The organism is Streptomyces sp. NPDC001381 (assembly GCF_042895685.1).
Lineage (GTDB): Bacteria > Actinomycetota > Actinomycetes > Streptomycetales > Streptomycetaceae > Streptomyces.
In genome coordinates this window covers 387,342-400,146 of the sequence record NZ_JBIAWO010000005.1, presented here as the reverse complement: position 1 = coordinate 400,146, position 12,805 = coordinate 387,342, and the positions used below count along the sequence as shown (strand labels likewise).

The 12,805-nt window shown below is 72.2% G+C and carries 9 protein-coding genes; 4 read left to right on the top strand and 5 right to left on the bottom strand.

Annotated elements, in window-relative coordinates:
- Window positions 1-41 precede the first annotated feature (41 nt).
- Window positions 42-1,844, bottom strand: coding sequence for an ABC transporter ATP-binding protein (locus ACFY2L_RS24530; protein WP_390657501.1), 1,803 nt, complete (start codon window positions 1,842-1,844; stop codon window positions 42-44).
- A 93-nt stretch (window positions 1,845-1,937) separates the two neighbouring features.
- On the opposite strand from ACFY2L_RS24530, the gene ACFY2L_RS24525 reads away from it, so the two are divergent.
- On the top strand, window positions 1,938-2,387 hold the full coding sequence (locus ACFY2L_RS24525) for a MarR family winged helix-turn-helix transcriptional regulator (protein ID WP_390657500.1): 450 nt from the start codon (window positions 1,938-1,940) through the stop codon (window positions 2,385-2,387).
- A gap of 16 nt (window positions 2,388-2,403) precedes the next feature.
- On the opposite strand, the gene ACFY2L_RS24520 is transcribed toward ACFY2L_RS24525, so the two are convergent.
- Window positions 2,404-3,366 carry a LysR family transcriptional regulator gene (locus ACFY2L_RS24520; RefSeq protein ID WP_390823377.1) on the bottom strand — a complete coding sequence of 321 codons (963 nt, stop codon included), beginning with the start codon at window positions 3,364-3,366 and terminating at the stop codon, window positions 2,404-2,406.
- Window positions 3,367-3,513: 147 nt separating this feature from the next.
- Here ACFY2L_RS24520 and ACFY2L_RS24515 point away from each other — a divergent pair, with 147 nt between their 5' ends.
- Window positions 3,514-4,758 (top strand): MFS transporter, encoded by a 1,245-nt coding sequence (locus ACFY2L_RS24515; protein WP_390823501.1) that lies wholly within the window; start codon window positions 3,514-3,516, stop codon window positions 4,756-4,758.
- Window positions 4,759-4,911: 153 nt separating this feature from the next.
- On the opposite strand, the gene ACFY2L_RS24510 is transcribed toward ACFY2L_RS24515, so the two are convergent.
- The 3 genes from ACFY2L_RS24510 to ACFY2L_RS24500 all read right to left on the bottom strand — a co-directional run bounded on the left by ACFY2L_RS24510 (window position 4,912) and on the right by ACFY2L_RS24500 (window position 8,836).
- A complete protein-coding gene (locus ACFY2L_RS24510; RefSeq protein ID WP_390657498.1) occupies window positions 4,912-6,258 on the bottom strand; it encodes a cation:dicarboxylate symporter family transporter in 1,347 nt (448 codons plus the stop codon).
- 181 nt (window positions 6,259-6,439) lie between these two features.
- Complete coding sequence (locus ACFY2L_RS24505; protein ID WP_390823376.1) at window positions 6,440-8,032, bottom strand: peptide-N4-asparagine amidase; 1,593 nt, start codon at window positions 8,030-8,032, stop codon at window positions 6,440-6,442.
- A gap of 57 nt (window positions 8,033-8,089) precedes the next feature.
- Window positions 8,090-8,836, bottom strand: a complete 747-nt coding sequence (locus ACFY2L_RS24500; RefSeq protein WP_390823375.1) for a L,D-transpeptidase family protein — start codon at window positions 8,834-8,836, stop codon at window positions 8,090-8,092.
- 224 nt (window positions 8,837-9,060) lie between these two features.
- Here ACFY2L_RS24500 and ACFY2L_RS24495 point away from each other — a divergent pair, with 224 nt between their 5' ends.
- Complete coding sequence (locus ACFY2L_RS24495; RefSeq protein ID WP_390823374.1) at window positions 9,061-10,872, top strand: ABC transporter transmembrane domain-containing protein; 1,812 nt, start codon at window positions 9,061-9,063, stop codon at window positions 10,870-10,872.
- A complete protein-coding gene (locus ACFY2L_RS24490; protein ID WP_390657494.1) occupies window positions 10,869-12,650 on the top strand; it encodes an ABC transporter ATP-binding protein in 1,782 nt (593 codons plus the stop codon). The genes ACFY2L_RS24495 and ACFY2L_RS24490 overlap by 4 nt, the downstream gene beginning before the upstream one ends.
- Window positions 12,651-12,805 lie beyond the last annotated feature (155 nt).

The window sequence follows — 12,805 nt, the reverse complement described above, 5'->3', positions numbered from 1 at the left end:
CATCCCAAATCCGGCACACCTCTCCGCAATCTGTCATATTGTCATCTTGTCGGCTCCAGGCTGGCGTCCCGCCGCACCAGGGCCGCGTACCGCCCGTCCCGCGCCAGCAGCTCCTCGTGCGTGCCCCGTTCGGCCACCCGGCCGGCGTCGAGGACCACGATCTGGTCGGCGCCGCGGACGGTGGACAGCCGGTGGGCGATGGTGAGCGTGGTGCGGTTGGCCGAGAGCGCGTCGATGGCTTCCTGGACGGCGTGCTCGGTGCGGGTGTCCAGCGCGCTCGTCGCCTCGTCGAGGATCAGCACCGGCGGGTCCCGCAGGATGGTGCGGGCGATCGCCAGACGCTGCTTCTCCCCGCCGGAGAAGCGGTGGCCGCGCTCACCGACGACGGTGTCGTAGCCGTCGGGCAGGGCGGCGATGTGGTCGTGTATCTGCGCCGCCCGCGCGGCCGCGTACAGCTCCTCGTCGGTGGCGTCCGGCTTGGCGAAGCGCAGGTTGTCGGCGACCGAGGCGTGGAAGAGGTACGTCTCCTGGGAGACGACGCCGACCGCGCGCGCGAGGGTGTCGAAATCGAGGTCGCGGACGTCGACGCCGTCCAGGGTGACCCGGCCGCCGGTCACGTCGTACAGACGCGGCACCAGGTAGCCCAGCGTGGACTTGCCGGCGCCGGTCGGGCCGACGATCGCGAGACTGCCGCCGGCCGGCACGGTGACGTCGACGCCCTCGAGAACGGCCCCGCCCTCGCCGTCGTAGGAGAAGGCGACGTCCTCGAAGCGGACCTCGCCCTTGACCTGGTCGAGGTGGACGGGATCCGTGCGCTCGGTGATGTCGATCGGCAGGTCGAGGTACTCGAAGATGCGCTGGAAGAGCGCGAGGGAGGTCTGGATCTGCACACCGGTGGCCAGCAGGCTGACGGCAGGGCGGAACAGGCCCTGCTGGAGCGAGACGAAGGCGACGATCGTGCCGAGGGAGACGTCCGGGCCGCCGAGCTGCAGGGCCATCCCGGCCGTCCAGTAGATGACCGCCGGCATCGCGGCCATGACGATCGTGATCACGGCCATGCGCCAGCGGCCGGCCATGTTGGACCTCACCTCCAGCTCGACCAGGCGCTCGGACTCCCCCGCGAAGGACTCGGTGAGCGAGTCGGCGCGGCCCATGGTGCGGCCGAGCAGGATGCCGCTGACCGACAGGGACTCGGTGACCGTGGCGGCCATGGCGGCCATCTGCTTCTGGCGCTGGGTGGTGATCTTCTTGCGTTCGTTGCCGACGCGTCGGCTGATCCACACGAAGACCGGCAGCAGGAGCAGGGAGACGACGGTCAGGCGCCAGTCGAGGGCGATCATGGCGATGATCGTGGCGACCACGCTGGTGAAGTTGGAGACCAGGGAGGTGGCCGTGGAGGTGACGGTGGCCTGCATGCCGCCGATGTCGTTGGCGATGCGGGACTGCACCTCGCCGGTACGCGTGCGCGTGAAGAACGCGAGGGACATGCGCTGCAGCCGGCCGTAGACGGCGGTGCGCAGGTCGTGCATGACGCGCTGGCCGACCGTCGTGGAGATCAGCGTCTGCAGGACGCCGAAGACGCTGCTGAGGACGGCGCTGAGGATCATGCCGAGGGCGAGCAGGCTGAGCAGGCCGGTGCGTCCCTCCGGAATGGCGACGTCGAGCGTCTCCTTCAGCAGGAAGGGCGTGGCCACCGAGACCAGCGAGGCGGCGCCGACCAGCAGGCCGACCACGGCGAGACGGCCTCGGTAGGGGCGGAAGAGGGCGAGGATGCGGCGCACCTGCCGGGGCTGCCCCTCGGCGTCGGCGGACGGGGTCCAGGTGTCTGGCTTCTCGGGGTGCATGGGCTCCTACGGGAGGTGAGGGGGAGGGACGGGCGGAGCATAGCTCATTGTTACCTATGCTCACAATGAACTGCATCCTGATATTGTTCCCGCATGACCACCCCCGATTCCGACAGTGTGCTCGCCGAGCAGCTGCTGCGGTTCACCCGCCGGGTGCACCGGATCCAGAAGCGGCACATCGAACAGTGCGGCCTCGGTGTCACCCCGGCCCAGTCCCGCCTGCTGCGCACACTGGCGTGCTACAGCTCCCCGCCGCGCATGGCCGACCTGGCCGAGCGCCTGGAGGTGGTCCCGCGGGCGGTGACGACACTCGTCGACGGACTGGAGGCGGGCGGCAAGGTCCGCCGCGTCCCCGACCCGACGAACCGCCGGGTGATCCGGATCGAGCTGACGGCAGACGGCGACAAGGCGCTGCGTCAGCTGCGGGGGGCGCGGCGGTCCGCCGCGGAGGAGATCCTGGCGCCGCTGACCGACGAACAGCGCCAGGTGCTCGGGGCGCTGTTGGACACCCTGGTGGACGGGGTGCCGGACAGACGCTGCTGAGACGGCCGCTCCCGGCTCACTCGCCGTCGGCGGCCGGCGGCGTCCGGCGCGGTTTCACCCAGCCAGGCACCCAGGTCCCGGCGGCGTCGTGGCCGGTCGCCGTGGCGGCGAGGTGGACTCGGAGGGTGGCCAGCGCCGGGTGGGGGTTGTCGCGGTGCCAGAGGAGCGAGTGCGGGTAGACGGGCGTCGGGTCGGTCACCGGGATGCGGCGCAGGCCGTGGCCGGCGGGCCAGATGAGGCGGGTGTGCTCACCCATGAAGGTGGCCAGGGCCGGCGTGTCGGCGATGGTGTCGAGGAGCGCGTCGGAACCGAAGTTGGGACCGGTCGCCTCGATGGTGAGGCCGAACTCGGCGACGAGGTCGTCGTAGTAGGCGCCCCACTCGCTACCGGGGACGATGCCGGGCATCCAGATCCGGTGCCCGGCGAGCCGGGCGAGGGGCACCGACCGGGCGCCCGCCAGCGCGTGGGCGGGGCCGGTGAGGAGCTGGAGCGGCTCGTCGAGCACCCGGACGGACTCGACGTCCTCGGGAAGCGGCCGGCCGGGCGCGGCGACGGCACGGAAGGACGCGTCGATCGCACCGGAGCGGAGGGCCGCGACGGCCGTCTCGATGCCCAGCAGCATCACCACGTCGAGGTCGATCTCGGGGTGCGCGCGGTGGAAGCCGCGCATCAGGCCCGATGCCGCGCCGCGTGAGGCGATCACGTCGACGCGCAGTGGACGGCGGCCGGGGCGCACGGACGCGACCGCGCGCTCGGCGACGCGCAGCAACTCGCGCGCGTGAGGCAGGAACGCCTGACCGTCGATGGTGAGCTCGGCGCCCCGGGGAGCGCGCGTGAACAGCCGCACGCCGAGGGTGCGCTCCAGCGCGGCGACGCGCTTGGAGACAGCCTGCTGGGTGACCGACAGGTCGGCGGCGGCCTTCTGGAACTGTCCCGCCTCCGCGACAGCGGCGAAGGTGCGCACTGCTTCGAGATCCACGACGCGCCACCCTAGCCCTCATCCCGCGAGCTCGATGAACAACGGATGGTTGTGCATGACCGGCCGTACGGTTGTTTGACCTGCTGTTGTGCGGCTCGCTTAGCTCTCACCGGTCAACGTCGGTTTGTTCGGGCGGGAGCGCGGAGCATCGTGGGCAGAAGACCGTTGGGCCGGCGGTTCGGCTGGTTGTGGGCGGCGTACGCGGTGAGCGCCTACGGGTCCGGGCTGGGGTTCGGAGCCTTGCCGCTGATCGCCGTGCTGGTGTTGCGTGCGGGCCCCGCCGAGGTGTCCGCGCTGTCCGCGGCGGGGCCCGCGGTGGGTGCGCTGATCGCGGTGCCCCTCGCGCCGTGGGTGGAGTTCCGGCGCAAGCGCCCGGTCATGATCGCGATGGACCTCACCCGGTTCGCGGTCATGGCGACGATCCCGCTCGCTTATGCCCTGGGTCGGCTCGGTTTCGTCCAACTGCTCGTGATCTCGGCCGTGGTCGCCGCGGCCAAGATCACGTTCAACGCGGCCGGTGGGGCCTTCCTCAAGGATCTCGTCCGGCCGGACGACCTGCTCGTGGCCAACGCGCGGTTCGAGTCCACGAACTGGAGCTCCATCGCGGTGGGGCCGCCCCTGGGCGGGGCGGCGATCGGCCTCTTCGGTCCGGTCGCCACCGTGACGGCCGACGCGCTCAGCCACCTGTTGTCCGCGCTGGGCATCACCGCCGTCCGAGGCCGGGAAGAAGCGCCGCGTCCGACCGGCGGGAACTCGGTCCGAGCCGGCGCACTGCTCGACGGCTGGCGACACGTCATGGGCCATCCCGGTCTGCGGGCGCTCTACCTCAACGCCCTGCTCGTCTCGGGTCTGATCATGGCCACCGAGCCGTTGCTGGCGGTGCTCCTGCTGCGCCAACTCGGTTTCCCGCCCTGGCAGTACGGCCTCGCCTTCGCCGCCCCCTGTGCGGGCGGGCTCATCGGCTCCCGGCTGGCCCGCCGCGTGGTGGCCCGCCACGGCCGGCACCGGGTCTTCCGCACGGTCGGCACCCTGCGCGTCATCTGGCTGATCGGTCTGGCCTTCGTCGGTCCCGGCGTGGTCGGCCTCGTCACCGTGATCGCCGTCGAGCTGGCGATCATCGTCAACATGAGTCTGTACACCCCGGTGCTCGCCACCTACCGGCTCGAACACACCCCCCGGCATCTCGTCGCCCGCACCCTGTCGGCCTGGTCGATCGGCCAGCAGGCGGCCATCGCGGTCTGCACCGCGCTCGGCGGTCTGCTCGCCGACGTGACGAGCCCCCGCACCGCTCTCACGGTCGCGGGACTGCTCATCCTGACCACCCCGTTCCTGCTTCCCCGGCACGACCAGGCGCCGCGGCACGAGCCGGAACCGTCCCGCGGCGACGCGTAGGAGCCACATCGGCTGCCGGGCAGGGGATGCGTGGCCGGTCGCGCCGGTCCCCGCGCCCCTTCGGGCAGGACCGTGGTCCCGCCTTCAAGGCCGCGGGGGGTGCGCGGGCGGTCCCGCGCGCCGCGGCCGCCCGCACCTCCGCGACGGACCGGCCTACGGAGCGACAGGCGCCGTCGCCTCCGGCACCGAGGCATCCTCCCCCTCGGCGGCCGCCTCGCCGTCCAGCGTCTTCCTCGCGCGGTCCAGGTCCAGCGCGCCCTCCCAGCGGGAGACCGCGAACACCGCGACGCAGTTGCCGAGAAGGTTGGTGACCACGCGCATCGCGTCCATGATGCGGTCCACGCCGAGCAGCAGGGCGACGGCGCCGGCCGGGATGGCACCGAGCGAGGACGCGGTCGCCGACAGGGCGAGGAAGGCGGAACCGGGGATGCCCGCCATGCCCTTGCTGGTCAGCATCAGCACCAGGACCACGGTGATCTGCTGCCCCGGGCTCAGGTCCACGCCGACCGCCTGGGCGATGAACAGCGTGCCGATGGACAGGTACAGCGAGGCGCCGTCGAGGTTGAAGGAGTACCCGGTGGGCAGCACCAGGCCCACGGCGTCGTCGCGGGCGCCCGCCCTGCGCAGCTTCTGCATCACCCGCGGCATGACCGACTCGGTGGAGGCGGTGCCGAGCGCGAGCAGCATCTCCTCACGGATGTAGCGCAGGAACTTCCAGAGACTGAGCCCGGTCACCATGCGCAGGGCCACCGCGAGCAGCGCGACGAAGAACGCCGCGGCCGCGTAGCACAGGACGATCAGCTTGCCGTAGGTCTCGATGACGCCGAGCCCGTAGTTGCCGATGAGAACAGCCATCGCGCCGAACACCGCGAGGGGGGCGAGACGCATGACGAAGCCGACGACCGCGAAGATGATCTCCTGTGCCTGTTCGATCGCGGGCAGGACCTGCGGCACCCTGGTGTGCCCGAGGTGCAGCAGCGCGGCACCCACCAGACAGGCCAGGACGAGCACCTGGAGCAGGGAGTTCTCGGCGAAGGCGCCGATGAAACTTTTGGGCAGCGCGTTCAGGACGAACTCGGTCGTCGAGGGCAGCGAGCCGCCGCCCGTCTTGGCGTCGACCGCCGAGGCGTCCAGCGTGGACGGGTCGACGTCCATCCCCGCGCCGGGCTGGACGACGTTGGCGGCGAGGAGCCCGATGAGCAGGGCGAGCGTGCTGGCGACCTCGAACCAGATCAGGGCCTTGAGCCCGATCCGGCCGAAGGCCTTGAGGTCTCCGGCCTTCGCGATCCCGACGACCACCACGCAGAACACGAGCGGCGAGATGATCGTCTTGATGAGCCGGGTGAACCCGTCACCGAGCGGCTGGAGGTCCGTGGCCACGTCGGGCCACAGCTTTCCGACGGCGATTCCGAGCACGAGCGCGCAGGCGACCTGCGCGAAGAGTGAGGTACGCAGTATGCGTGCGACGCGTCGCGGCAGGGACGGGACGGACGGCGGCACGGGCACTCCTAGTGGGGGGACGGCGGCGCACGGAAGGCCTGAGGGGACGGAACTGGACTTCTGCGATGTGGAAAGCGATTTCCGTGGCGATCACTGTGAAGGTGTCGTTGATCGCGCACAAGACCTGCGCGTTTCCGTCGTGTAAATCCCGCCACGCGTGACGCGTCGCACGCGTTCCGGCTCAGCAGCCGGTGTGATCCTCGGTCAGCACCCCCTGCACCGTGGTCAGCCGGCGGTCGTGACAGCCGCCCGGACCGCGCAGCCGGTGGCGCTCGCTCGTCGTGCCGACCGCGTGGCGCTGGTCGCGGGGCACGCCCACGGTGTACGTGGCATCACCCGTGTAGGTGTCGTCGAGCCGCGACCACGCCACACGCCGGCCGTTCCGGGTCGTCAGGCCGTCGGCCCGGTCGCCGAGCGTCAGTACCGTCCGCAGCCGGTCGCCGGCACCGAGGGTGGTCGTGCCGTTCATCGTGTAGGTGCGGTGCGTCCGGGTGGTGACGGCACGTCCGCGACGGTCGACCGTGATCTTCTCGTCGTCGGTCCAGGTGGCGTCCAGGCCGTCCACGGTCTCGCCGTCGGTCCAGCGGTGCACGGAGGTGTGGGCGAGGCCGCGGGTGACGGTGGTGGTCACGCGGCCGTGGGAGGTGTCGAGGTACCCGGCGACGGTCAGCCGGTGCCCGCCCTCGGTGTCGAGGCGGTGTTCCGCGCCGGGCGTGTGGACGGTGGCGTCGACGAGGTCGCCCGCGTCGCTCCCGAGCAGCTTCCCGGGGACGACGGCCCGGCCGGCGTCCTGCCAGACCAGCACGTTGACCGGAGTGCTCCAGCCACCCCGCCCCTCCGGGACACCGACCACGGACACCTCGACGCGGTGCGGACGCCCGTCGTTGAGGATTCCGGCGAAGGGCGTCAGGTCGTATTCGATCGGCTTGACGTCGAAGGCGCGGGGGCCCGGGATCACGTACCAGAGGAAGGGGTTGGACCAGCCGCCGGTCCACACGGTCGGGAAGGGGGTGGCGATGCCGGCCAGGCGTCCGTCGACCCTGACCTGCACCTCGCGGTACGGGCCGTCGTCCGCCCGGCAGGAGTAGGGCGCCTCCTCGGGCACCGTCAGATACCAGTACTCCTCGCACCCTCCTCCGGATCCGGTGGCGTACACCTCGGCGACGACGCGTTCGCTGTTGCGGGGGGTGGTGAGGGTCGCGCCGTCGGCCAGGGTGAGGACGCGGTCGGGCGCCGCGGCCTGCTTCCCGGCGTAGAAGGTCAGCGTGACCTTCACGTCGATGACTCCGGTGTACGTGTCGTCGACGACGTTCCCGATCAGCATCTCGACGTCCCGGCTGCGGCGGAAGGTGTCGCCGTACCGGGTGACGTCCTTCTCCACGGACCACTCGATGCCGTCGGGCGAGGGTTCCGGCGTCGACGTACGGAGGATCTCGACGCCACCGACGTGCACGAAACCGAGCCGGTCGAACTGACGCCCCTTCACCTTGCCGTCGAGACGCAGGACGACCTTGCTCCAGCGGTCGCCACAGCCCTTGGGCGGGGTGTAGGTGCCCCGGTACGGGGTGAAGTCCCGGAACTGCGCCTCGGCGAGCGTGACGTGGCAGGACCTGCCGGAAGGCCGGTCCACCGGCGGCGCCGCCGTCACCGGGTCGTGCCAGTCGGTGCCGAACTCGGCGGGGACGTCGGCCGATCGTGCCGGAGCCGCGCCCAGGAAGGTGCTCACCAGCAGGGTCGCCCCGGTGAGCATGGACATGATGACCCGTCTCTTCATGGGCGGTGTTCTACGGGGAGTCGGCCACTCCCCGCAATGGCGCCTCCCCCACCGGCGTCACGCCTCCAGCGCGGCCCTGTCCCCCATCACCACCACCGGATACTGATCCGGGTCGAGCGTGCGCAGCAGGTACTCCATGGCGTCCTTGGACAGGCTGACGCAGGCGGACGTGCCGTCACCGTGGTCCAGGTGCAGCCAGATCCCGCCACCTTTCTCCTCGCCCAGCGGCTTCGTCGGATCGTCGGGCGGGGTGCCCTGGACGCGGTTGTAGTCGATGGCGATGACGTAGTCGAAGTCGTGCCAGTGCGAGCGGTCCCACCAGCGCGGCGCCGCGTAGTCCTCCGACTGGGTGTACGGCAGCCTCGTCCCGGGGTCGTCCAGGACGCCGCCCGCGGCGGTGAGCGTGAACACGCCGACGGGACTGCGGTTGTCCCCGAGACGGTGGTCCGCGGTCCAGCCCTTCTTGCCGTTGTGCGCGGGCCAACCGCGGACCCGCTCCCAGACCCGGCCCCGCCTGGTGTACAGCACGGCGGTGGAGTTCGCGGAGTCCTCTCCCTCGCCGTACACCGCGAGCACCTGACGGGACGCGGCGGGAATGCGCCCGTGCATCCGGTCCCCCAGGTCCGGGATCCTGGTCGGCTCGGGCGCGGGCGTACTCGGCGCCGCACGACCGCCCCCGGCACCCACCTGCGTCCTGCCGCCGCCCTGCCCCGGGCCGGCGCTCCCGCAGGCGGACAGTGCCGCGAGAAGGAGAACTCCGGCCACCTTCACGGCCCCATGGGACCACCTACCGCCATGTCGCATCCGCCCATGCTCGCATCACTTTCCGGGCATTCATGTCAGATTCCGGACATCCGCGTCGTGTCGGCGAGCAGCCGGATCGATGCCACCGCCGCGGAAAACCAGTTGATTCCGACCACGCTGCGACGCGAACCTTTCACGGTTTGTTGCCGCTCCGCGCGGGTCCTTCTCGTGCGTTCACCCGCCTCTCTCCCCCCTCACCCCCTGACACGAGCCACTGGGACGTCATGCAGATCCAAGACCTTCCGTATCCCGACCCGGGTGTGCCGGACGCGCGCTCGGGACCTCGCTTCCTGTGGTGGCTCGGCCGCAACCAACTGGGCGGCCAGCTGAAATCCCTGGCCTGGGGCCTGCTGCACTTCGTCGCCGTCTCCGCACAGCCGTTCTGCGTGGGCCTCGCCATCGAGGCCGTGGTCGACCGTTCCGGGACCCGGCTCGCCCTCATCGGGGGACTGATGGCCCTGTGCGGTGCGGCCACCGCGCTCGGCGACACCTTCCTGCACCGGGCCGCCGTCACCAACTGGATCACCGCCGCCGCGCGCGTCCAGCAGCTGCTCGCCCGCCAGGCCTCGCACCTCGGATCGGCGCTGACCCGGCGGGTGGCGGCCGGCGAGGTCGTGGCCGTCTCCACCGGTGACGTCGAGAAGATCGGCTGGTTCGTGGAAGCCGTCTCCCGCTTCACCGCCGCGGCGCTGACGGTCGTGCTGGTCTGCGTGGGCCTGGTCGTCTACCAGCCGGCCCTCGGCATCGTGGTCGCCCTGGGGCTGCCCGTCCTCGCCCTCGCGGTGCTGCCGCTGCTGCCCCGCGCGACGCGCCGGGCCGACTTCCAGCGCGAGAAGGCGGGGCGCGCCACCGAACTGGCCTCGGACACCGTGGCGGGCCTGCGCGTGCTGCGCGGCATCGGCGGCGAGGAACTCTTCCTCGACCGCTACCGCCGCGCCTCCCAGGAGGTCCGGCACGCGGCCGTGCGCAGCGCCCGTATGTGGTCCCTCATCACCGCCCTCCAGGTGCTGCTGCCGGGCCTGCTGCTGATCGCGGTCGTCTGCTACGGCGTCCATCTGGTCCGCGAGGGCCGGGTCTCCGTCGGTGAACTGGTCACGGTCTACAGCTCCGTGATGGTGCTGACCTATCCCCTCAGGCACTTCGAGGAGATCGCGATGGCCTACTCCTTCTCGCGGCCCTCGGCCACACGCGCAGCGAGAGTGCTGTCCCTGGAACGGGTCACGGACGCCGGCGGATCGCGCGCGGCGGACCTTCCCTCCGGCGACCTGTACGACCCGTCGACCGGACTGCTCGCCCCGGCCGCCCGGCTCACCGCGGTGGTGTGCGGCGACCCGGACGCGGCCGGGCGGCTCGCCGAACGGCTGGGCGGCCATCCGCCGGAGGACGGACCGTCGGTGCTGCTCGGCGGCGTCCCGCTGGACGAACTCCCGCTGGACACCGCCCGCACGGCCGTCCTCGTGCAGGACAAGGACCCGGTACTGCTGTCCGGTTCACTGCGCGAACTGCTCGACGTGCCCGCGTCGGGCGCCGTGGCCGCGCGGGCCGCTCTGGCCGCCGCCCAGTGCGGGGACGTCCTGGACGCCCTGGTGCAGGGCTCCCTGGACGCCGACGACCCGATGGACGCCCGCATCACCGAACGCGGCCGCTCGCTGTCCGGAGGCCAGCGGCAGCGGCTCGCCCTGGCCCGGTCGCTGCTCACCGACCCGGAGGTCCTGGTCCTGGACGAGCCCACCTCCGCCGTGGACTCGCACACCGAGGCACGGATCGCCGAGGGGCTTAGGGAACTGCGGTCGGGCCGCACGACGGTGGTGTTCACCTCGTCCCCGCTGCTGCTCGACCGGGCGGACCGGGTGGTGCTCGTGCACGAGGGCAAGGTCGCAGCGGCCGGTGAGCACAGGGAACTGCTGCTCGGCGAGCCCCGGTACCGGGCCGTGGTCACCCGCGAGACCGACGAGGAGACGGCTCTGGGCGACGCGCTGACCCGGCTCGGCGAGAACAAGCTGAACGAACTGGAAGAGATCGAGGAGACCGCATGATCGGCGTGCCGCCACCGGAGTACGATCCGGCGGCACCGACGACGGCGAACACGCTGCCCGTCGGCGCCCCCGCGACCGTACGCGCCTACGTGGCCGAACTGCTGCGCCGGCATCGCCGTGCCTTCCTGGTCCTGCTGCTCGTCAACACCGTCGCCACGGTCGCCTCGATGGTCGGCCCGTGGCTCCTGGGCGATCTGGTGGAACGGCTGTCCGACGGCACGCGCGAGCTCCGTCTGGGGTTCACCGCCACGCTGTTCGTGCTCGCTCTGGTCGTCCAGGCCGCCTTCGTCCATCAGGTGCGGCTGCGCGGCGCCATGCTCGGCGAGCGCATGCTGGCCGATCTGCGCGAGGACTTCCTCGTCCGCTCGGTCCGGCTGCCGCCGGGCGTGCTGGAGCGGGCCGGTACGGGGGACCTGCTGTCCCGCATCACCACCGACATCGACCGGCTGGCCAACGCGATGCGCGAGGCCGTGCCCCAGCTGACCATCGGCGTGATGTGGGCCGGGCTGCTGCTCGGCGGTCTCGTCGTCATGGCACCGCCCCTCGCGCCGGCCGTGCTGGTCGCGGTGCCGCTGCTGGTGGCCGGCTGCCGCTGGTACTTCAAGCGGGCGCCGTCCGGCTACCGCTCGGAGGCCGCCGGGTACGCCGCGGTGGCCGCCGCCCTGGCCGAGACCGTGGACGCCGGTCGCACCGTCGAGGCCCACCGCCTCGGCGACCGCCGCGTCGAGCTGTCGAAGCTGCGGATCCGGCAGTGGACCGCCTGGGAGCGCTACACCCTGTGGCTGAGGTCGGTGCTGTTCCCGGTCGTCAACCTGGTGCACGTCACGGTGCTCGGCTCGGTCCTGATGCTCGGCGGCGTGTTCGTCCTGCGGGGCTGGATCGGCGTCGGCCAGCTGACCACCGGGGCGCTGCTGGCCCAGATGCTCGTCGACCCGGTGAACCTCATCCTGCGCTGGTACGACGAGCTGCAGGTCGCGCAGGTGTCGCTGGCCCGTCTCGTCGGGGTGCGGGACATCGAGCCGGACGCCGGGGAGAGCGGGCTGGCGCCGGACGGGCGGGACGTGCTCGCCGAGCGGGTCCACTTCGGCTACCGCGAGGGCGTCGACGTACTGCGCAAGGTGTCCCTGGAGGTCGCCCCGGGAACCCGGCTGGCCCTGGTCGGACCCTCGGGCGCGGGCAAGTCCACCCTGGGCCGCCTCCTCGCCGGCATCTACGCGCCGCGCGACGGCCGGATCACCCTCGGGGGCGCCGAGCTGTCCCGGATGACCGCCGAGCGGGTCCGCTCCCACGTGGCGCTCGTCAACCAGGAGCACCACGTCTTCGTCGGCTCCCTGCGGGACAATCTGCGGCTCGCCCGGACCGGGGCCGAGGACGCCGAGCTGTGGGCGGCCCTGGGCGCGGTCGACGCGGACGCCTGGGCCCGCGCGCTGGACGACGGCCTGGACACCGAGGTCGGCTCGGGCGGGGTCGCGCTCACTCCGGCGCAGGCCCAGCAGATCGCGCTGGCCCGGCTGGTGCTGGCCGATCCGCACACCCTGGTCCTGGACGAGGCGACCTCGCTGCTCGACCCGCGTGCCGCCCGGCACCTGGAACGGTCCCTCGCCCGGGTCCTGGACGGCCGCACCGTCGTCGCCATCGCCCACCGCCTGCACACCGCCCATGACGCCGATGTCATCGCCGTCGTCGAGAACGGCCGCATCAGCGAGCTGGGCAGCCACACGGAGCTGGTCGCGGCGGACGGGGCGTACGCGGCGCTGTGGCGGTCCTGGCACGGGTGAGGGGGTGCCGTCGGCGGCAGCGCCGGCGGGCGGGGCCGGGCAGCGCGTCGGCGGGGACACCCGCCGACCCGCAGCGGGCCTGTGGGCCGTCGCGGGTACACCGCCCGGCGCACCGGCCCCGGCGCACCGGTCCCGGCTCCACCTCCGCTCTGGCG

Coding starts and splice junctions, on each gene's coding strand:
- ACFY2L_RS24530 (WP_390657501.1), bottom strand. CDS start 1,844: ATGCACCCCGAGAAGCCAGACACCTGGACCCCGTCCGCCGACGCCGAG.
- ACFY2L_RS24525 (WP_390657500.1), top strand. CDS start 1,938: ATGACCACCCCCGATTCCGACAGTGTGCTCGCCGAGCAGCTGCTGCGG.
- ACFY2L_RS24505 (WP_390823376.1), bottom strand. CDS start 8,032: ATGAAGAGACGGGTCATCATGTCCATGCTCACCGGGGCGACCCTGCTG.
- ACFY2L_RS24500 (WP_390823375.1), bottom strand. CDS start 8,836: ATGCGACATGGCGGTAGGTGGTCCCATGGGGCCGTGAAGGTGGCCGGA.
- ACFY2L_RS24495 (WP_390823374.1), top strand. CDS start 9,061: ATGCAGATCCAAGACCTTCCGTATCCCGACCCGGGTGTGCCGGACGCG.
- ACFY2L_RS24490 (WP_390657494.1), top strand. CDS start 10,869: ATGATCGGCGTGCCGCCACCGGAGTACGATCCGGCGGCACCGACGACG.